At 37.2% G+C, this 20,804-nt stretch carries 16 protein-coding genes; 6 read left to right on the forward strand and 10 right to left on the reverse strand.

Going from position 1 to position 20,804, the window contains the following annotated elements; all coding sequences use genetic code 11:
• The first annotated feature begins 156 nt into the window (after nt 1–156).
• Entirely contained in the window at nt 157–417 is a 261-nt protein-coding gene (locus I7822_RS07195; protein ID WP_207976469.1) for a type 1 glutamine amidotransferase family protein, read from the forward strand.
• 581 nt (nt 418–998) lie between these two features.
• On the opposite strand, the gene ystJ is transcribed toward I7822_RS07195, so the two are convergent.
• From ystJ to I7822_RS07210, 3 genes are all read right to left on the reverse strand, one after another.
• Nucleotides 999–2,246: an NADP-dependent malic enzyme gene (gene ystJ, locus I7822_RS07200; protein ID WP_207976472.1), complete on the reverse strand. Its 1,248-nt coding sequence runs from the start codon at nt 2,244–2,246 to the stop codon at nt 999–1,001.
• 187 nt (nt 2,247–2,433) lie between these two features.
• Entirely contained in the window at nt 2,434–3,858 is a 1,425-nt protein-coding gene (gene aspA / locus I7822_RS07205) for an aspartate ammonia-lyase (protein ID WP_207976944.1), read from the reverse strand.
• 44 nt (nt 3,859–3,902) lie between these two features.
• Nucleotides 3,903–5,174 (reverse strand): cation:dicarboxylate symporter family transporter, encoded by a 1,272-nt coding sequence (locus I7822_RS07210; protein ID WP_207976474.1) that lies wholly within the window; start codon nt 5,172–5,174, stop codon nt 3,903–3,905.
• A 211-nt stretch (nt 5,175–5,385) separates the two neighbouring features.
• Here I7822_RS07210 and I7822_RS07215 point away from each other — a divergent pair, with 211 nt between their 5' ends.
• Together I7822_RS07215 and I7822_RS07220 are read left to right on the forward strand one after the other, a co-directional pair.
• Nucleotides 5,386–6,657: an ATP-binding protein gene (locus tag I7822_RS07215; protein WP_207976476.1), complete on the forward strand. Its 1,272-nt coding sequence runs from the start codon at nt 5,386–5,388 to the stop codon at nt 6,655–6,657.
• Nucleotides 6,654–7,574 carry a response regulator gene (locus I7822_RS07220; RefSeq protein WP_207976478.1) on the forward strand — a complete coding sequence of 307 codons (921 nt, stop codon included), beginning with the start codon at nt 6,654–6,656 and terminating at the stop codon, nt 7,572–7,574. The genes I7822_RS07215 and I7822_RS07220 overlap by 4 nt, the downstream gene beginning before the upstream one ends.
• 385 nt (nt 7,575–7,959) lie before the next feature.
• Here I7822_RS07220 and I7822_RS07225 read toward each other — a convergent pair whose 3' ends face one another.
• The 6 genes from I7822_RS07225 to I7822_RS07250 form a co-directional block, all read right to left on the reverse strand.
• Nucleotides 7,960–8,640: an uS7 family ribosomal protein gene (locus tag I7822_RS07225; protein WP_207976480.1), complete on the reverse strand. Its 681-nt coding sequence runs from the start codon at nt 8,638–8,640 to the stop codon at nt 7,960–7,962.
• Between the two features lie 1,030 nt (nt 8,641–9,670).
• A complete protein-coding gene (locus tag I7822_RS07230) occupies nt 9,671–11,128 on the reverse strand; it encodes an alpha-amylase (protein ID WP_207976482.1) in 1,458 nt (485 codons plus the stop codon).
• A 306-nt stretch (nt 11,129–11,434) separates the two neighbouring features.
• A complete protein-coding gene (locus tag I7822_RS07235; RefSeq protein WP_207976484.1) occupies nt 11,435–11,851 on the reverse strand; it encodes a VOC family protein in 417 nt (138 codons plus the stop codon).
• 806 nt (nt 11,852–12,657) lie between these two features.
• The gene (locus I7822_RS07240) at nt 12,658–13,836 is read right to left on the reverse strand and encodes a glycoside hydrolase family 88 protein (protein WP_207976486.1); all 1,179 of its coding nucleotides are present in this window, start codon (nt 13,834–13,836) and stop codon (nt 12,658–12,660) included.
• Between the two features lie 81 nt (nt 13,837–13,917).
• A complete protein-coding gene (locus tag I7822_RS07245) occupies nt 13,918–15,069 on the reverse strand; it encodes a DUF2264 domain-containing protein (protein ID WP_207976487.1) in 1,152 nt (383 codons plus the stop codon).
• 90 nt (nt 15,070–15,159) lie between these two features.
• On the reverse strand, nt 15,160–15,318 hold the full coding sequence (locus tag I7822_RS07250; protein WP_243459336.1) for a hypothetical protein: 159 nt from the start codon (nt 15,316–15,318) through the stop codon (nt 15,160–15,162).
• Between the two features lie 1,119 nt (nt 15,319–16,437).
• Between I7822_RS07250 and I7822_RS07255 the strand changes: the two genes are divergently transcribed.
• On the forward strand, nt 16,438–17,310 hold the full coding sequence (locus I7822_RS07255) for an AraC family transcriptional regulator (protein WP_207976489.1): 873 nt from the start codon (nt 16,438–16,440) through the stop codon (nt 17,308–17,310).
• Between the two features lie 337 nt (nt 17,311–17,647).
• Here I7822_RS07255 and I7822_RS07260 read toward each other — a convergent pair whose 3' ends face one another.
• Nucleotides 17,648–18,058, reverse strand: coding sequence for an Lrp/AsnC family transcriptional regulator (locus I7822_RS07260; protein WP_207976491.1), 411 nt, complete (start codon nt 18,056–18,058; stop codon nt 17,648–17,650).
• Nucleotides 18,059–18,187: 129 nt separating this feature from the next.
• Here I7822_RS07260 and I7822_RS07265 point away from each other — a divergent pair, with 129 nt between their 5' ends.
• Together I7822_RS07265 and I7822_RS07270 are read left to right on the forward strand one after the other, a co-directional pair.
• The gene (locus tag I7822_RS07265; RefSeq protein WP_207976493.1) at nt 18,188–18,949 is read left to right on the forward strand and encodes an MBL fold metallo-hydrolase; all 762 of its coding nucleotides are present in this window, start codon (nt 18,188–18,190) and stop codon (nt 18,947–18,949) included.
• A gap of 231 nt (nt 18,950–19,180) precedes the next feature.
• Nucleotides 19,181–20,494 carry an MFS transporter gene (locus I7822_RS07270; RefSeq protein WP_207976495.1) on the forward strand — a complete coding sequence of 438 codons (1,314 nt, stop codon included), beginning with the start codon at nt 19,181–19,183 and terminating at the stop codon, nt 20,492–20,494.
• The last annotated feature ends 310 nt before the right edge of the window (nt 20,495–20,804 follow it).

Here is a 20,804-nt window from a genome sequence, read left to right on the forward strand (position 1 = left end):
AAATATTGATGAATTATACCAGAGGAATCCAGTCACCGATTGGAATTCAACTTTCTTTTATAGAAAATACAACAAATTTATGCAAATACTTCTCCAAGCCATTCTTTATACAGTTTAATAATATGATGTAGTTTTGGAAGTTGGAGGTCATGGGTAATGTACGACCTTGCAAAAGATGGTGATTTAGATCGAATTATCAATACAATTTATGATGAGGGTGGCATTGTTGCAGCAGAATGTCATGGTCCAGTACCTCTTATTTATACAAAGCGTCCAAATGTTGAGAGTTTTATTGGAGGGAAAAAAGTAACAGGTTATCCAGATGTGTGGGAATCAGAAGGTTTATTAGATATCTACCCCTTTAGCTTAGAGCAAGAGATGAAGAAAATTAGCAACTATGATTTAGGGGATTTTTAAAAAAGGTCATGCAGTATGGACGGAGGATAAAATTATTACAAGTAGAGACACATTTTAAATCAAAACTCTTGGGATAAGAATTAGTTAAGTCACTTGAAATGAGAAAAAACAAATAAACCGAGTATTTTCCTAAGCAATATTTTTTCCAAATCAAAAATTATTATCACTAAAATTGGGTTCTAACGTGCTTCAAATAGTAACTCTTTTATCTGAAATAGTGACAAAGAAAAAAGATCGACACTAATGACGATCTTCTGGAATACATTCTTATTCAATTAACCTCCCCGTTTAGCTCAATAAGCCTTATTCAAGAATCTGGCCCGTTTTTTGAAGAAGGATAGAGTATCCCCCTTCTTTTCTTTAGTTTACTCATTCTTAATTTTTGTTTAGTTATAGCAGCAGAAACTGCGAATATATAAAAATAAAAAAGGATACCATCGGCATTAAACCAATTGGTACCTTCTTCAATCCATATCATTTTATTCCTTTACACGACCCTATACCCATTCATAACTTGGTATGAAATAGGATTTATTGAGCATTTAAGCAGTAAATAAGGTGTTCCTTTATTTGAACCAGGTTTATACAACAACAACTTGTGTTTCTTCTGCTAGGGCTAATAGACACTTTTTGATTTCTTCTACATTTACATGCTTTTGCGAAACGCCTGTTTCCATTGCAGCGTAAGCAACAGCTGCCGATACATAAGCAGCCACTCTGCGGTCAAATGGAGCTGGAATAACATAATCGGTATGAAGATCTTCCTCCGCAATTAATCCAGCAATCGCATAAACAGCCGCAAGCTTCATTTCTTCATTAATTTCTTTTGCGTGAACATCTAAAGCTCCCCGAAAAATACCAGGGAATGCAAGTACGTTATTGACCTGGTTTGGAAAATCAGAACGTCCTGTTCCTACTACCAGTGCTCCCGCTTCTTTTGCCTCCTGTGGCATAATTTCCGGTACTGGGTTGGCCATAGCGAAAATGATTGGATCATGATTCATGGAACGAACCATTTCTTTCGTGACTGCACCTGCGGCTGATACCCCGACAAACACATCGGCTCCCACAAGTGCCTCTGCTAATGTTCCTTGTTTTTGTTCTTTATTGGTGATGCGAGCCATTTCTTCTTTAAATGGATTCATCCCGAATGAGCGTCCTTCATAAATAATTCCTTTTGTATCACATAAAATGACGTCTTTTACACCCATATGCAGAAGCAGCTTGACAATCGCCACGCCAGCAGCACCGGCACCGTTTGCGACAACGCGAATTTCTTCTATCTTTTTGTTTGCTAGTTTCAAAGCATTGAGTAACCCCGCCGCTGTTACAATAGCTGTACCGTGCTGATCATCATGGAAAACTGGAATATTACAAATTTTTCGTAGCCGATCTTCAATTTCAAAGCATTGCGGTGCTGCGATGTCTTCTAAGTTCACTCCGCCAAAAGTCGGTTCCAATAATTTAACGACCTCTACAATCTTGTCTGGATCTGTTGTATCCAAGCAAATCGGGAATGCATCCACATCTGCAAACGATTTGAATAATAATGCTTTCCCTTCCATGACCGGCATGGCTGCTTTCGGGCCGATATTCCCAAGGCCGAGTACAGCTGATCCATCTGAAACAACAGCAACAAGATTCCCCTTCATTGTGTAATCATACGCTTTGCTTTCATCTTCATAAATGTCCAAGCATGGTTCCGCTACACCTGGAGAATAAGCGAGACTTAAATCTTTTGCATTGCGAACTCGAACTTTTGAATGAACACCAAGCTTTCCTTGATTTTCCTTGTGCATCTTTAATGCTTCTTCACGTAAAGTTGACATTCAGTATCTCTCCCATTGTTTAATTTTGTATAACTATCGTAAAGGAAGAACTTATAGTAGAGTGATATCCTGCAAATTATATCGGTTTAACTCTAGTTTTCTCCCCTTTATGTCACCTATATCTACTCCCGCAAACCAATTACTGTTGCCAATTTTCTATGATTCATCGGACTTATAAAAAACTTATTTATTCTCGGTCAAATAGAGCTGCCCCAGAAATTCCTGGTTTTGTCATCTCATAAGGATTTAAAATAAGATCAAGCTCTTCCACTGTTAACACATCATTCTGCAAGCATAGTTCACGTACGGATTTACCTTTTAAAATCGCTTCTCTTGCGATACGAGCTGCCACTTCATACCCAATATGCGGATTAACAGCCGTAATAATCCCTACGCTTTTTTCCACATACTCTTTTAGACGGTTTTCGTTTGCCTCAATTCCTGCGAGACAGTAGTCTGTAAAGGCACGGAATGCATTGTTCATGATGCTGATGGATTGAAGCAAGTTGAACACAAGCACTGGTTCCATCACGTTCAGTTCAAGCTGACCCGCTTCAGATGCCAGGCAAATAGTATGGTCATTGCCAATGACCTGGAACGCTACTTGATTGATCATTTCAGGCATAACCGGATTGACTTTTCCCGGCATAATGGATGAGCCTGGCTGACGGGCCGGCAAGCTAATTTCCGCAAGGCCCGCGCGAGGACCTGAGGCCATTAAACGTAGGTCATTAGCGATTTTGGACATATTCATCATACATACCTTCAACGCTGCAGAGACTTCTGTATAAGCATCTGTATTTTGTGTCGCATCAACAAGATGCTCTGCCCCAACAAGCGGAAGGCCGCTAATATCAGCCAAATGCTTAACCACTCTTTCGATGTAGCGAGGGTCTGCATTTAATCCTGTTCCCACAGCTGTTGCTCCCATATTTATTTCATATAAATGTTGGCGTGATTGTTTAATGCGTTTAATATCACGCTCTACTACTCGGCTATATGCTTCAAACTCTTGACCAAGTCGGATTGGCACCGCATCTTGAAGATGTGTCCGTCCCATTTTAATCACATGGTCAAATTGTTGTGCCTTTTTCTTAAAGACATCATGCATATACTCCATCGTAGGTAACAATTTTTCGAGTAAACGAAGGGTGGCGATATGAATTGCGGTTGGGAACACATCGTTTGTTGATTGTGACATGTTCACATGAGTGTTTGGACTTAAATGAAGAACATAGTCCCCTTTCTCTTTTCCAAGTAATTCGAGTGCACGGTTAGCAATGACTTCATTTGCATTCATATTCATCGATGTACCTGCACCGCCCTGGATTGGATCCACGATAAAATGATCATGCCATTTGCATTCGATCACTTCGTCTGCTGCCTGAACGATCACGTTACCAAGTCCTTCGTACAAACGTTTCGTATCCATATTTGCTAAAGCTGCTGCCTTTTTCACGATAGCCAACGCTTTAATTAATTCTTCATGAATACGATAACCTGTAATCGGAAAATTTTCGACCGCACGCAATGTTTGGACCCCATAGTATGCATCTACAGGTACTTCCTTTGAACCTAAGAAATCTTTTTCAATGCGTACGTTATGATCCATATTGATTGTTGACATGGTGTATCCTCCTTTATATTTAGGTAAGCTTATGCTACATTTGACTGTTTAAATGACTCAACGTAATCGGTAGCTTTTTCTTGGTCAAATTCGCCTTCCCACTTTGACATGACAATTGCTGCTAATGAGTTCCCAACGACATTAACCGCTGTTCGTACCATATCTAAAATACGATCGATACCGGCAATAAACGCAACTCCTTCGAGCGGCAGACCCATAGAACCAAGTGTTGTTAAAATGACAACAAATGAGGCACCCGGAACGCCGGCCATTCCTTTTGACGTTAACATTAATACTAGTAATAACGTAATCTGTTGTGTAATTGATAGATTAATACCATACATTTGTGCCACGAAAAGTGAAGCTATTGCTTGATAAATCGATGAGCCGTCTAAATTAAATGTATAGCCTGTTGGAATAACAAAAGAAGTGATCGATTTTGGACAGCCGAATTTCTCCATTTTGTCCATTAGCCTTGGTAATACAGCCTCTGAGCTTGCCGTTGTAAATGCCAAAATCAGTTCATCTTTTAACACTTTCAGGAGAACAAAAATGCTTGTCCCGGACATTTTCGCAATAATTCCAAGAACGACGAACACAAAAAATACCATCGTCACATAAACAACAAGCACTAATTTCCCTAATGGAATTAATGTTGCAATGCCAAATTTAGCAACGGTTACACCGATAAGTGCAAACACACCAAACGGGGCAAACTTCATCACTTGGTTTGTCACCCAAAACATTGCTTCTAATACCCCTTCAAAAAAGCCAAGGACAGGTTTTCCCTTTTCTCCTATTGCCGCAATTCCTAAACCAAAAAGCACAGAGAAGAAAATAATCGGCAACAAGTCACCCTGGGCCATGGATTCAAATATGTTTTTCGGAACAATATGAACAATCGATTCCGCAAAACCCTGGCTTTCGGCTGTTTTCGTCGTTTCTTCATAATTTGAAATATCACTTTTTTCAAGATTGCTTGTATCTAAACCAGAACCCGGGTGGAACAAGTTTGCGGCCAATAATCCAATAGCAATGGCGATTGTGGTGACAATTTCAAAATAAAGAATAGTCTTCCCGCCTAATTTTCCTAGTTTTTTCATATCGCCGACTCCTGCGATTGAGACTACTAATGCAGCAATAACAATCGGAACGACAATCATCTTAATTAAATGAATAAAAATGTCTCCAATCGGCGCCATAATGGCCATGGCTGTTTCATTCCCATGAAATACTGCACCGACAGAGATACCTAGTATAAGTGCGACAAAAATTTGTGTAGCTAATCCAAACTTTTTCAAATAAATTCCCCCTAATGTTAGTTGTTTTTTTGTTAACGCTTTCATTATTATTATTCTTAGTTTATACTCACCCCCACTAAAACCAACTAAAACCTACTGAAACCCACAAGGGCGAATAGGAAAATTAAAAATCTTAGTCAAAACCCTTTCCTCTTTTTTACCATTAGTACAATGTGTTATGTTTTTATATAGTGACTGGGGAGGGACTGTATTGAAAGAGCGTATAAGGATTTTACTATTAATGATGATTGCGGTGCCTCTTGCGGGTGAATTCAAGTTTTATCCTTTCGACGATACATTCAGAGTCAGTTTGGGGACGCCTGTCTTTTTCTTGTTTTTGCTCTGGGGGAGGGGGATTCATCCGAATATTGCAGGCATTTTAACAGGGTTGAGTGTGTTTGTTTTTCGTATTTTGCTGGCTGTTGGGATACGAGAAATACCTGTTGAGGAATCGATGTATCTTCATTTTCCCGCCTTTTTCTATTACGTCATGTACGCGTTCGTATTTCATTGGACGAAATTGAACGAACGGCATGATCAGCCGTTTATGATCGGGATTTTAGGGGTATTGATCGAGCTTTTTGCAAGCGTATCGGAAATGGCGATCCGTTCTTTCCTGGCAAATCAGGACATATCCTTGCTGTCCATTGAACAACTCGTTTTCATCGCCTTTATTCGAAGCTTTTTCGTTCTCGGCTTTTTTAATATTTTCAAGCTGAGAGAAGCAAAATTCGCAGAAGAAGAGCAACGCAGGCAAAAGGAGCAAATGCTGCTTTTCATTTCAAATTTGTATGAAGAATCGGTTCAACTGAAGAAAACGATGCTAAATGCGGAAGAAATCACCAGCATGTGTTATGATTTTTATCGCCGGTTAAAATCACGGGAGATCATCGGCCAGGATGCGCAAACGGCACTGCAGATTGCCGGTCTCGTCCATGAGATCAAAAAAGATAACCAGCGGATTTATGCTGGGTTGTCGGAACTCATGTCTTCCAAAAACCTGCAAGATTATATGACAATCGAAGAGCTTGGTAACATTATGATCGTGTCCAATAGACGATATGCAGAGTCTATACACAAAGATGTTTCATTTTCCTTGCATGTAGATGGGGACCATCCGCCCTACCATGTATATATGGTATTATCATTAATCAATAATTTGTTGGCCAATGCCGTGGAAGCCATTAAAGAAGAGGGATACGTATCGCTGCATGTGAAAAGGAAAGATCAATTCGTGGAGTTTTGCGTCAGTGACAATGGCCCCGGCATTGCACCTAGGCTGAAGGAAGTCATTTTTACAGAAGGCTTTACAAAAAAATTTGATTCGGCTGGAAACCCTTCGACGGGTATCGGTTTATCGTATGTGAAACAAACGGTTGAAAAATGGGGAGGACATATCAAGCTTATGGATAACTATAAAGAAACCGTATTCATATTAGAACTTCCAATGAATGCGATGGTCGAGAAAGGGTTAGTGAGATGAATTATTTCATTATAGATGACGATATTGCCATTCGAGCAATGCTGATAGAATTGATTGAAGACGAGGATTTAGGAAACGTGGTGGGAGAAGCCGAGGACGGATCGTTAGTGGATAATGGCTTGTTGTCTTTAAAAAAAGCAGACGTTGTCTTAATTGATTTGCTCATGCCAATAAGGGACGGAATTGAAACGATCCGGGCTCTTGCTGATGGATTTCAAGGAAAGTTTGTGATGATTTCTCAAGTAGAAACGAAGGAACTGATTGGAGAAGCGTATCGTTTAGGGGCGGAATACTACATTACAAAACCGCTGAACCATCTTGAAATTGCATGCATATTAAAAAAAGTAAACAAGCAGGTGCTGTTGGAACAATCGATGCGAGGCATTCAAGAATCGTTGAACTTATTTACAGGCCAACCGCAGTCTCCATTCGTGTCCTCCTATCATACAAAAAATATTATGGAAGCCGGACGTCCCTTAATTTCCGATTTAGGCATGATTGGCGAAGGGGGAAGCGAGGATTTACTAAAAATTTTAGAATTCCTCCAAACTGAAAAGCAAAGACTCGGTTCTGCCTACACGTTTCCATCTTTAAAGGAAATTTTTGCAGGCATCGCTGCTGAAAAGCTCGGAGATCAAGCGAAAGAGGCCGACATCCAGAAAGAAATGAAAGCTTCAGAGCAGCGTGTCCGTCGCGCTCTTTACCAGTCACTCATCCATATCGCTTCATTAGGATTGACAGATTATGCTAATCCAAAATTCGAAGCCTATTCTTCCACATTTTTTGAATTCTCGGAAGTCCGCAAAAAAATGCTGGAGCTAGATGACAAAAGCGAAAAAGCCAGCAACCAGAGCCGCATTAACATGAAAAAATTTATCCAAGCGTTGTTTATGGAAGCAAGACAGCTGGTGGAATAATATATCATATAAAGTAAACCTTCAATTAGTGGGGGTTTTGTAATAAGCGGACTTTGGTCTGATTGAATAGAAGTTTTGGAAGTTTTCATTCATAAAGACTTAGTTTGGATAATAGATATTTTACTTAGGTACTTTTGTGGTGTTCTTGTGTTGCTTTTATCATTCGTTTGTATGGATTTGCCCCTCTAATCGAACATATAATAGAGTACACCTTAATCGCCATGCGTTGATTAAAGCATGTTTTTGACATGATTCGATAACCAAGGTAGTATGCCGATTTATAACTAAGTTATTCTTTGAATAAGGAATGTCTAAAACTAAAGGGCATTCCTTTTATGTTTTTCAACAAATGCGCCCTTTAGCTGAAGAAGGACACATCAGTTTATCATTGATTTTTCTTCTCTAATTCTAATTGATTAACAACCGAAGATACTAATGTATTCAATGGGTTAATAATAGTCTTAGATGTTTTATACTCAACTTGCTGTGATGCATCAACCATAGATAATTGAGCGACAGAGATAACTTTCTTTCCATCTTTAATGATTTGATTTAAGAACTTTGAAATTTCTTGGTTGTATTCTTCTTTTAGTCCTTGCATTATCAATTCAAAAGTATTATTTATAACAATAACCTCAAAATCTAAAGATTTTTGATGGTTATTAGCATGAAGCTTAAGACGTTCAACGGTACCTTCAACTGTTGCAGGATTTGTAAAAAGAATTGTCTGAGGTTGCTGTATATTGCAGATGTAATCAAAGAAAGGTTCATCAATTTTAATAATTGGCACTGATATTGAGAGTTGATCTTCCTGTAAAATTGCAATATAGTTTGTGCAAGTAATAAGGATAGCATCAACATTACATTTGGCAATCCATTCTATTTGCTCTTTAACTTTAGTTTGAGCATCTGATTCTTGGAAATTTTCATCTGAAGTAACTCGATACATTAAAGCTGGGTCAACAAAATGTATTAATTCAATGTTAAATGGGGAAAGTGCATTTTCTAGATATTCTATATTCGAGTAATGAGCATGTAAGCATCCTAATCTTTTTTTCAATTCCATTCCACCTTTAATATATTTCTGTTTATTCTATCAGTATGCGAATCCACATGTCTATTAAAATTGTGATAGTGACCCTTCCTCTTATTCCACTAAATGGCCCTTTTGTTAAAGAAGAATAGAGTATCCCCATCTTTTCTTTAGTCTAACTTATTCATAATATTTTGTTGGGTTAGTTATAGAAGCCTCAGAAACTGCATTTATATAAAAACAAAAAAAGATACCATCGACAATAAATCAATTGATATCTCAATATCCTATTTTTTATTCTATTACACGACCAATTGATAATCCCTGACCAACTGGCAAAATGATTGATTCCAAACTAGGATCATTCGCCATACGTTGATTAAAAGCAGCATGTTTTCAGTCCTTAAATCAACATTAGAACTGTCATAAACCCGCCCATCTTGTAAAACTTTATCCCTGACAATTAAAGCAACAGGATTGGCTAAACGTATTGAACGATCTAGATAGTTCGGATAATTTTCCTTAAGGTGAATTATGTTTTAATTAAAATAACGCCTTAATCCAATAATAACAAGGATTTAAGACGTACATTTATAACAGTTTAGTTTGGATAAAATGTATTTGACGCGAATTTAATTTTTATCTTTAAAGGACCCTTCCTTTCTTTACGTGTATGGACATAATTTCTATTCATCTCGTAAAAATTGTATTTTACACGAAGTTTATTTTTAGAATAATTGGGAGTTTCCTCCCCCTCTAATTATCAAATACTCTTCTTATTATATCCAACTGATTAATTGATTTTCTTATTTTAAATGGATTTACAATTCATTTAATAGTCCTGCTGGATCTTCAACAATCGCGCCCTTTAATTGAAAATCATTTAATTTATCTTAACGGATATTATCGGAAAATTATTCTTCTGAAATTACTTGTAATCCGTTTCTTTGAGTAAAGCAGTTGTGACTCCGTTTCTAACAATTTTCTCACCTTCAAATTCACCATTATAAACATGAGCTTCCATTTAAATAGATAACTTTATTTAAGGAAACTTACTATCATATTATTCCTCAGGTAAGGCCCATACCGAAACACTTCCACCATTAACAGGGAACATTGCGAATCCTTTATCGTCAATGCTAATTTGATCATTTCTATTTCGAGTTATATCCACCCATACTTCTCCAGCACGTTCCGTCCCCACAAACATTTTTTTGTTGCCTCCATCACTATTACAGATAATAACAGCACAGCCGGATCGCTCAATAGTGGTTGTTCCTAGTCGTACCCAACCAATCGTATTAGGATGGTCGAAATAATCATCCTGATCTCCGTATGCATAATGATAACGAGCGTTTAAAAGGGGATCAATTGCTACTTTTTTACCAGGGATAGGATTATCACCAGCAATACCAAAGTAGTCACCATAAAATACAACAGGGTATCCATCTCTTCGAAGTAAAATGAGGGCATATGCAATTTGTTTGAACCAATCTTCTATCCAAGACTCAAGTGCCTCATTAGGCTGTGAATCGTGATTATCTACAAATGTTACTGCATCATGAGGGTGAGATTGGACGAGGGTTTTATCAAAAATGGTAGCAAGGTTAAAATGGCGACCTGCTTTTGATGCAGAGTGTAATTTATAATGAAGTGCTACATCAAATAAATCAATTCTATAATCTATAGAATCTAAAAACTCCTGACTTTCTCTTACATCTGAATTCCAAAACTCTCCTACGAAATAAAATTCTTTTCCTCGATGTCGCAACATTTCTGTTACAAAGTCACGAAGAAAATCATTCTTAATATGTTTAATGGCATCTAACCGAAACCCGTCACATTGCAAAGTATCTATGATCCATTTTCCTGCTTTAATAACCTCTTCTATCACCGAAGGATGGTTATAGTCAATATTTGCAAACATCAAATAATCATAGTTTCCAAATTCGTCGCTTACATTCTCATTCCAATTTTTATTGTCTCCTAAAATTCGATAAATTCCCATTTTCCCAGTTTTATTATCATAATCAGTGCCGTTAAAATGTTCGAAGTTCCATTTAAACGAAGAGTACTGACTTCCTCGACCTGGGAAAGTAAATTTAGTCCAGCCTTCAATATCAAATGGTTCCGAAATAACTTCTTTACGATTTTGAGGATTTACTTCAACAACCTTAAAGACTTCTGTTTCATCAGCCGCAGCTTTATGATTTAACACTAAATCTACATAAACTTGTATGTCATATTTATGACACTCGTTAATAGCAACTATTAGCTCGTCTTTTGTTCCATACTTTGTTCGAACTGTTCCTTTTTGATCAAACTCGCCTAGATCGTATAGGTCATAGACACCATAACCTGTGTCTTGTGACGATTGACCTTTTGTTACGGGGGGAATCCATAATGTATTAATCCATACTTTACTTAGTACTTGTGCCATTTCTTTTAATCGACTCCAGTACGATCCGTCAGATGCAACATGCCACTCAAAAAATTGCATCATAGTACGATTTCTTTCCAAATCTCATTCCTCCCTAATGTCAAATTAATATCACTTTCATTTTAGCAATAATTTACTGTCCTTTTTTAAACTTTCGTAACAAATGCCGTAATTGGTCCATTTAGTGCCGAAGTGACACGTACGGAATGACAAAAAGGCGCTCTTTTTATCAAGACTTAAATTGTAAAAAGTCATAAAAATAGAGGGTGATACATATTAGTCATGTACAATATGTATCACCCTCTTACTTCTTGTTCCACAATCGCCCTATTCTGGTATAGTCCATTACTTCAAGCCTTGATTAACTGTGAATGACGACGGCTAGGGTCACGCTTTTCTGGTAGAACCCAGAACCTCCAAATAGTGCTGATTGTACATAATGCCTAGTATGTTCCCAAAGGGATCGACCACGGAAGCAGTGATGAACCCCTCTCCGCGCTTTGTGGGTGCCTCGTACTCTTTCGCTCCCATAGACATCAATTTCTTGAAAGTTGCTGTTACATCATCGACGTGCCAGTACACTACAGCACCGGCCGGGCCGGTCGCTGAACTATCGGGCGAGTAGCTGCTATCGATCAGGCCAAGTTCGTGCTGGTAATCGCCGAGTCGAAACTCGGCATATCCTGGACGTTCGAAGTATGGTTCGATGCCCAATAGCTCGGCGTACCACTTCTTTGCTGCTACTAGATCATCCGTCCAAAAACTAACTGTGGTGAGTCCTCGTAATGTCTGTGTGTCGCTCATAATCGATTTCCTCCTTAATGTTGAGTAGTATATCTTGATACTCAACTAAAATAACATCTTCTGATTAACTTCGATTTACTTACGATTAATCCCTTCTCTTATTCAAGAAAATGGCCCTTTTGTTGAAGAAGAATAGAGTATTCCCCTTCTTTTCTTTAGTCTAACTTATTCATAATATTTTGTTGGGTTAGTTATAGCAGCCTCAGAAACTGCATTTATATAAAAACAATAAAAGATACCATCGACAATAAATCAATTGGTATCTCAATATCCTATTTTTTATTCTATTACACGACCAATTTATAACCTCTGCCCAACTGGCAAAATGATCGATTTTAAACTAGGATCATTCGCCATACGTTGATTAAAAGCAGCATGTTTTCAGTCCATAAATCAACTTTAGAACTGTCATAAACCCGTCCACCTTGTAAAACTTTATCCCTGACAATAAAAGCACCAGGATCGGCTAAACGTATTGAACGATCTAGATAGTTCGGATAATTTTCCTTATCGTGAATTATGTTATAATTAAAATAACGCCTTAATCCAATAATAACAAGGATTTAAGACGTTACATATATAAGATTTAGTTTGGATAAATTGTATTTTATACGGAGTTTCGACGAAATTCGACAAAGAGTTTTCCTTGTATTCCTTTTTTAAAGTTTAAAGAATGAGGATTTCACTTAATCGCCTTTTTTCATTACCTTGTACATTATCATACAGTTAAAAAATTGTTAAAATTCACCTTTTAAAACATAGATAGCTTGCAGATGCGAAATGAAGTACATAATCCTCTGTTTAGCTTACCAGTACATTCTCCAGCTCATTACTGTACGGATTAAAGCTTCCAAATAATAATAATCTCCCCAGATACAGCACTCATCTATACCATTATCTCCCGGCTTAGAGTAGACAGCATGTAACAGAATACCGTTTGAAATAACATTTTTAGTCGTATAGTTTTCAGCGAGTGACTTAATCATTTTTACTGCTGCATTTTCATAGAGTTCTCTATATTCATTTGAAACAGGCAAGTGCTTGCTTAATTCTAGTAATCCACAAGCCATGATGGAAGCTGCTGAGCTGTCGCGTTCTTCATTTCCTTCTGTAAAATCTAAGTCCCAATAACAGATACCATCTTCAGGAATACGATTTAAGAAATAGTTTGCTAGTCTTTCAGAAATATCTAGGAATTTTCTATCCCCGGTATGTACATAGCTTAATACAAAACCATATACACCCCATGCCTGGCCTCGAGCCCAGCATGATTGATCTGAGTAGCCTTGTGCAGTTTTTCCATATAATGGTTCACCTGTCTCCGTATCCATATAAAAGGTGTGGTACGTGGATGAATCCTCTCTAACAATATATTTAGCCGCTTGTTCAGCATGATTTAGGGCAATATCATAATACTTTCTATCACCCGTTTCTTTTGAAGCAAAATACAATAACGGCAGGTTCATATTGCAATCAATAATCATTCTTCCACGCTGTTCTGGGTCCGATAAATCCCCCCATGCTTGAAGAATTTTTGCCTTTTCATGATAACGAGTGATTAACTTATCCGCTGCTTTAATCGCGGTTTCTCTTGCAGCCTTATTACCCAAGACTTGGTATCCCGCTACACAGGATAACGAGTATAAAAATCCAATATCATGAGTTTCTAATTGAATATTCTCTTTTAATCGATTTTTAAAGCTTTCAAACTGGACTTTTATGACATCAAGATACTTTTCATCACTTGTATATTCGTATGCCAGATAAAGCATTCCAATCCAAAAGCTAGCAGTCCAATCAGTATTTTCCTCTGGAATGTACATTAAATTTTCCGATGCAGCAGGCGGTACTTTTTCTTTAAATATTTCTAAATTTTTATCGATTTTCTTCAAGACAAACTGAATTTCGTTATCAAGCCATTTTTTATCTAAATCAGATTTCACTTTAAATTTATCGTGTTTAATTTCTTCGTTAATTGTTTTCAATTCTTCTTTCCCCTTTAAATATTAATATATTTTTTAACTTATAATAATTCAGTCAAAATTTGAGCCAATGAGGAAGTCTCCCTACAAGCATTGATCAATTTGGAATTCTTTACCTGACCAAGCTCTCTTTGATGTCCATTCCATCGGTGGATTACTCCAAAATGGATCTGATTCCGTCAATCCTAATGGGAGGAATGCTGCCGCACACAAGTAGACACTGCCTGTAGAGATATACCCTTCGCCAATTCCAGGTTGATGTCCACAAAAACCGATGGTAAGCCATCCTGAATCGGTAAATGTACCGGGAGCTTCAAGCGTCCGTTTTATCAATTGAGTTAGAGCACTTCTGACTTGCTCAGGGGCTAGTTCACTAGGTAAATCTTTGCGAAGTGCATGTTGTGCTAATGTTTGAAATACACCAAAACGGTAAGCAATTGATCTTCCTACTGGCGGAAATGTCCCTTCTGGTGAAATCATTCTCTCTTGTATGACCGCGTATCTTTTCGATCTTTTAATTATTGATTCTTTCTTTTCTAACCACTCATTGTACTGATCACCAACTGTTTCTACTAGATCAATAAGCATTGGATGGATCACAAAGCTATTATAATAATCATAATGAAACTCAGGACCATCACTGTAGACCCCATCTCCCAAATACCATTGGTCGAATTGTCTAATAGCATAGTCTATTCGCATCGGATCCCAGTCCTTTTCTCCTGCTTTGTATAAAAATGCCTCAATCATTGCTGAAAACAATAACCAGTTAGAAAAGACAGGCTTTCTTGTCCGTGTAGCTTTCATCGCAACAATCACATTATTTTTCACTCTTGCATCGAGTTTCTCCCATAGTTCGTTTGGCGCTCTAAGAAAAGCATGGGCAAGAAAGGCGGTATCAACAATTGGCTGAAATTCATTAGAAAAATTCATATAATCTGGAGATTCTGGATCTGTACCTGAATCAATGGCCACCCGGGCTAGCTCACAATATTGTGTGCGCAGTTTTTCTTCTTCACTATTTTCACATTTCTTTTCAAGCCAAGGAGCGATACCTACTAGCAAACGCGACAATGCTTCTAGATGAGAGAATTGCTCGCGATTTGTGCCTTCCTTCATCTCGACTGGCATTTCTTTTTTTAATATTCTATCCTTCAAATGAAACAGAACTGGGCTTGCTATTTTCAACATCGAATGAAGCCAATATTCCCGTTCTTCATTGTTTACCAAAGTCATTTATCCACCCTCCAACCTTATAAACTATGAACATATGAATGAGAAAAGGAGGATAGAAAATACTCCTTCTCCCGCCTACCTAATACAAAGTTATCTAGTTTTCAACCATTCTGTACTTTCTTTTTGAGCCTTATCCAAGGCTTCTTGTGCACTTCGTTTACCAGTTAATGCAGCTTCAATCTCGGAAGTTAAGATAAATCGTGGTTGCGCCGCTGCCCAATGATATCTAGGTGTATAAGGTGTACTCATCGCTTCAAAGACTTGTCCTAATAAGTCTTCATATTTTTTTACACTTTCCCACTGACTTTAAAAAATTCTGCCCTCTCGGTGTTGAGTTTATTAATGATGCAAAAATAAAGCCTAATGGGATGGTGATTAAGATTTGAAAAATCCCAATATAGAATGTGTTCCAAACAGAATTCCAAAACGGACCTGATGTCAAAACCGTCTTAAAGTTTTCGAGACCAATGAAATTTTCTATTGTCCCATTTGATTGATAAAAACTTAACCTTAAAGATTCGAAGATAGGATACACCATAAAAAGTAATATTCCTAGAAAACTTGGAATCAGAAAAATATACCAAGTTAATTGTGATCTTCTTTTCTTTGACTTAATCAACTTCAACCCAGCGCTAGTTTCTGTATTTGCATGAATCTCCAAGTGGTTTTTAGCCATATTTTTCTCCTTTCTTGAAAGAAAAACCTTATAATGGTATGACAACGCTTTCGTTTTTGACTTAATAATGATTTTAGCTGGTTCATCAGGGAATAGTTTAGTTACACCAAAGCTACAAAATTACAAGTGATAAGTAAATAAGTTTCTGAGTAGGACCGCATGTTTGAGATTGTGTTAAAGTGGGTGTGTTAATTTTTTTGACACTTAAAAGTATGCCCTTATGAAAATATCCTTGCGTTATTTAGTTGATTGTAATCTGTAGAAAGAACAATCATATCTATAATTTGATTAGCTTCATTCTTACGATAGTCGCCACTTAACAACTCCCTTCTTATTTGTTACTAAATTATAACTTGGGTATTTTCCTTAAAGTTGTTGTAAAATAACCAAAAATATCGTTCTATTGTTCTAGTGTCCCTTGGTAATATTCAATAGAAAATGTCTTTCGAATTGTCATTAATTATTAAAATATCCTTGTATTGCATGAAAATTGATATAGTGAAGCAAGAGGTCATATATTGAGGTAACAAACTTATCACTTTCTATCTGGACTTGATGGTTAGTATGGTAAACCTTATCAAGCCTTAGATTTAAAGTGAGCTATTTCTTATATTTAAAGACTATTACATTAAGTTTTTACAAGCTTTACTATATAAGTTTTGACAATTTGGAATCATATATGGAGGAAGAAAATGAATCATTTATTTGAACAAATTGATCTAAAGCCGTTTACTTGGATTTACCGGAGGGTTTCAGAAAAGAATTTTCAAGGTTTTTATCACTGGCATCAAGGCTGTGAATTATTATTTGTATATCGCGGACAAGGACGTGTCATTGTGAACCAGCAGACTTATGAAATTAAAAAAGGTATGCTTTTCTTTTTTCAACCTTTTCAATTGCATAAGGTGTATGTTGAAGTATCTCCCCATACTCCTTATGAGCGTAGCATCATGCACTTTGATCCTCTAACTTACGGGAAGAACAATTTGTACTTATTCCCTGGTCTTAGTGCCCTTTTAAAACAATTACAAAATGGTGTAAATGAACCTCAAGCATTTGATTTAGAAAATGACTATCATTACATATACGAGGTATGTGAGATATTTAATAAATCATTACAAACAAGTAACTGGGAGGAAGATAGCCAGCTTTTTCTCATGCAATTGCTCTCTTGTATCCGTTCAAACATTCACGATGTTCAGCTAGATTCATCCTCTAAAAAAAAATTCCGTTCACCTTACTATTCAGAAAGGATTATGCACTGGATAGAAGAGCAATATATGGAGCCCTTTGACTTGGGACTATTATCAGATGAACTTCATTTATCAAAATCATATGTCTCAAGAATATTCAAACGCGAAACCGGGAGTAGCTTAACAGAATATCTTACTGTTCGGAGAATCAAGCAAGCTTGTCAATTACTTCAGATGACTCATAAACCTATCGAATTAATTAGTGAGAGCGTAGGCTTCGGGAGTGTATCATATTTTATACAATTATTTAAAAAAATGGTAGGAACTACTCCACACCAATATAGACTCTCCCATCAGACGATTCATAAATAGAACTAGATTAGCTCGGAGTTTCGGATAGTATTCGATATTTTTTTAAATGTATTTTCATGCGAAATCTCTCCCTTAACTAAATTGCTAAATGAGCAGCAAATGAATGCCTTAATATATGAGGACTAAGATGAAAACCAAGTGCTTTTTTTAGCTTGTAAACTTTTCTTGAATAGTGCGAATACAAGCATTGTCTGTCCCAGATGAATTTATGTCATTTCGTTCGAGTAAGTACACTTTCAAATACTATCCACATGCTTGTTTAAATAAAACTATACGGGCATTATTACGTCTCCCCTTAGGGATGCATATCTCCCAATTATCAATCTCTATTGATATACTATTTGTTAATAACAATTGATAATTTATAATTTACATGCTCATTTAACTTTTCCAAAAATTGGTCCAATATTTCATTAGATGGAAATTTGCACTCGAGGAGATAACAACCGTCCCCACTGATTTTATAGTTATTTATGATGTATTGTTCTTGTGTTTTTATGAACGACAGATAAGGTTGATGATGGATGCTTTTTGTATATATATTAATAAAAGAGTGTATAAAATAACCCAATTTGACTTGGTTGACTTTAATTGTATAACCCTCAATAACTCCACTATCCTCTAATTTCCCCACTCTAGCTGAGGTAGCTGGTCCAGTCAAATGGACTTTCTCGCCCAATTCTTTCATTTTTATCCGACTGTTCCTGGATAGTTCATCTAATATATATTTATCCGTGTTATCTAACATTTAATAAACTCCTTTCATTAATAAAGTCAAACGGCCAAAAGACTTTATTTAATCTATGTATCTTTAATGAGTCACAGTTTAGAATATACATTGTTCAAAGGAAAATTAAAAGAAAAGGAGTTAATGAATATGAATATACTACAAATTCGAAATGCAACAATTGTAGTTGAATATACAGGTAAAAAGTTTTTGATTGATCCATTTTTAGCAGAGAAGGGGACTTATCCACCTTTCCCAAATTCTTTAAGACAAGATCAAAATAATCCTTTAGTTAACTTACCAACATCTATTGAAAATATTATTCATGATTTAGATGCAGTAATTTTAACTCATTTACATTTAGACCATTGGGATGATACGGCCAAAGAGGTGTTGCCAAAAGAGATCAAAATGTTTGTCCAAAATGAAGAAGATGCGAAAGAAGTAAGAAACGCTGGTTTTCAAAATGTAGAGGTGCTACAAGAAGATACAATCTTTGAAGGTATCCAATTAGTGAAAACGAAAGGTGAACACGGAAGAGGAGAAATCTTAAAACGTACTGGTGTAGTGAGTGGCGTTGTCTTCAAACACACAAGTGAAAAAACGTTATATGTGGCTGGAGATACGGTATGGTATGATGGGATCCAAGAAGAGATCAATAAACATAAGCCAGAAATCATTGTTGTAAATGGTGGAGATAATCAGTTCCTACAAGGCGGTTCTTTAGTAATGGGGAAAGATGACATCTATGAAGTGCATAAGGCTGCTCCTTACGCAAAAATCATTTCTGTCCATATGGAAGCTGTCAACCATTGGACATTATCACGAGAAGAATTAAAAAGCTTCATTGAGGAAAAAGGAATCTCTTCACATGTGTTAGTGCCAGAAGACGGACAATCGTACACATTTTAATTTTTAAGAAAGACAAAATGTTAATTGGCTATTAAGAATTTAAACCTTATCGTGTGTAGTTTTTAAGTATTCATTCACGTACTAGAAATGACAATAGGCTCATGATTATTGTGTTGATAATCATGAGCTTCTTAATTATTTGTCAATAGTTGTGAGAAACGATAATATTCTAAAAGGGATAGATAAAGATAGCATAAAAATCTAAAAATGTTTTTTTGAGGAGGTGGGTCTATGATCACTGAAACAGTAGATAAAAGCAAGCAAAAACAGCATCCCGCTTGGCTTCAAGAATATATTGATTCACCAGAAAAGCAAAAACAGCTTTATAAAAAAACATTAAGAATAGTGATCCTTTCACAAATCTTTGGAGGGGCAGGACTTGCAGCCGGTATAACGGTAGGCGCACTTCTAGCTCAAGATATGCTGGGGACGGAAAGTGCTGCAGGAATTCCAGTTGCCTTACTCACTTTAGGATCTGCAGGGGCTGCACTGCTTGTAGGCCGTCTTTCACAGCGTTTCGGACGCAGAGCAGGACTTGCAGCCGGTTTTCTTACTGGCGGATTGGGTGCGATCGGCGTAATAATCGCAGCCTTAATCAACAGTGTCTTACTTTTATTCGCTTCCCTGCTTATTTATGGAGCTGGTACCGCTGCAAATCTACAAGCACGTTACGCGGGTACAGATCTGGCGACTGCTAAACAGCGGGCAACTGCTGTCAGCATGGCCATGGTTTCGACCACCTTTGGTGCTGTAGCTGGTCCTAACTTGGTCAATGTGATGGGAGAATTTGCAGATTCTATTGGTGTTCCAACTCTTGCTGGTCCCTTTATCTTAGGAGCGGCTGCTTTTATTCTTGCCGGATTGGTTCTCCTACTTTTCCTTCGTCCAGACCCTTTGATCGTATCTACAGCCGTAGCAAGTACCCTGGTGGAAGACGGTAAAGTCTTGGAAGAATCAAGTTCGGAAAGCTCTACGTTAAACAAAAGAGGAATTGTCGTTGGTGCTACCGTTATGGTTTTGACTCAATTTGTCATGGCAGCCATTATGACCATGACACCGATCCATATGGGACACCATGGCCATGGATTGAGGGAAGTCGGGTTGGTCATAGGTTTTCACATAGGCGCCATGTATTTCCCTTCAATTGTTACAGGCCTGCTGGTAGATAAAGTCGGTCGAACTACGATGGCTGTTGCTTCTGGTGCCACACTTCTGGCCTCTGGTCTTCTAGCGGCTTTTGCTCCGGCGGACTCAATGATATTGCTTATCTGCGCGCTTGTATTGTTAGGTGTTGGCTGGAACTTTGGCTTAATTAGCGGAACGGCTCTCATTATAGATGCAACACACCCATCTATTCGTGCAAAAACTCAAGGATCGGTTGATGTCTTACTTGCATTATCAGGTGCCTCTGGCGGTGCATTATCAGGAATGGTCGTCGCTCATTCAAGTTATGCAGCATTATCACTTTCTGGAGCTATCCTTTCATTGTTGCTTATTCCTGTAGTTACTTGGTCACGTAAGGCTCAAAGTAAAGTGCTGGTTTAAATTTTTTTAAATTCAGATGTTAATAGATTTGATTGACTGGTATTTAAAATATAGAGTTTTATTAAGCAGAACATTTCTATTAAATAAAGGCAGCTTTCAATAAATTTCTTGAAGCTAAACCCGCAGCGACAATCTAAGTAGTTCGGATATTTTCCTTATCGTGAATTATATTATAATTAAAAAGACGCCTTAACCCAATAATTCCAAGTATTTAAGACGTCACATTATAACGGTTTAGTATGGATAAATTGTATTTTATACGAAACTTCGAAACTATCCTACAAAGTTATGTTGTATTCTTTTTTAGTTT

The organism is Metabacillus bambusae (assembly GCF_017497975.1).
GTDB classification, from domain to species: Bacteria; Bacillota; Bacilli; order Bacillales; family Bacillaceae; genus Metabacillus; species Metabacillus bambusae.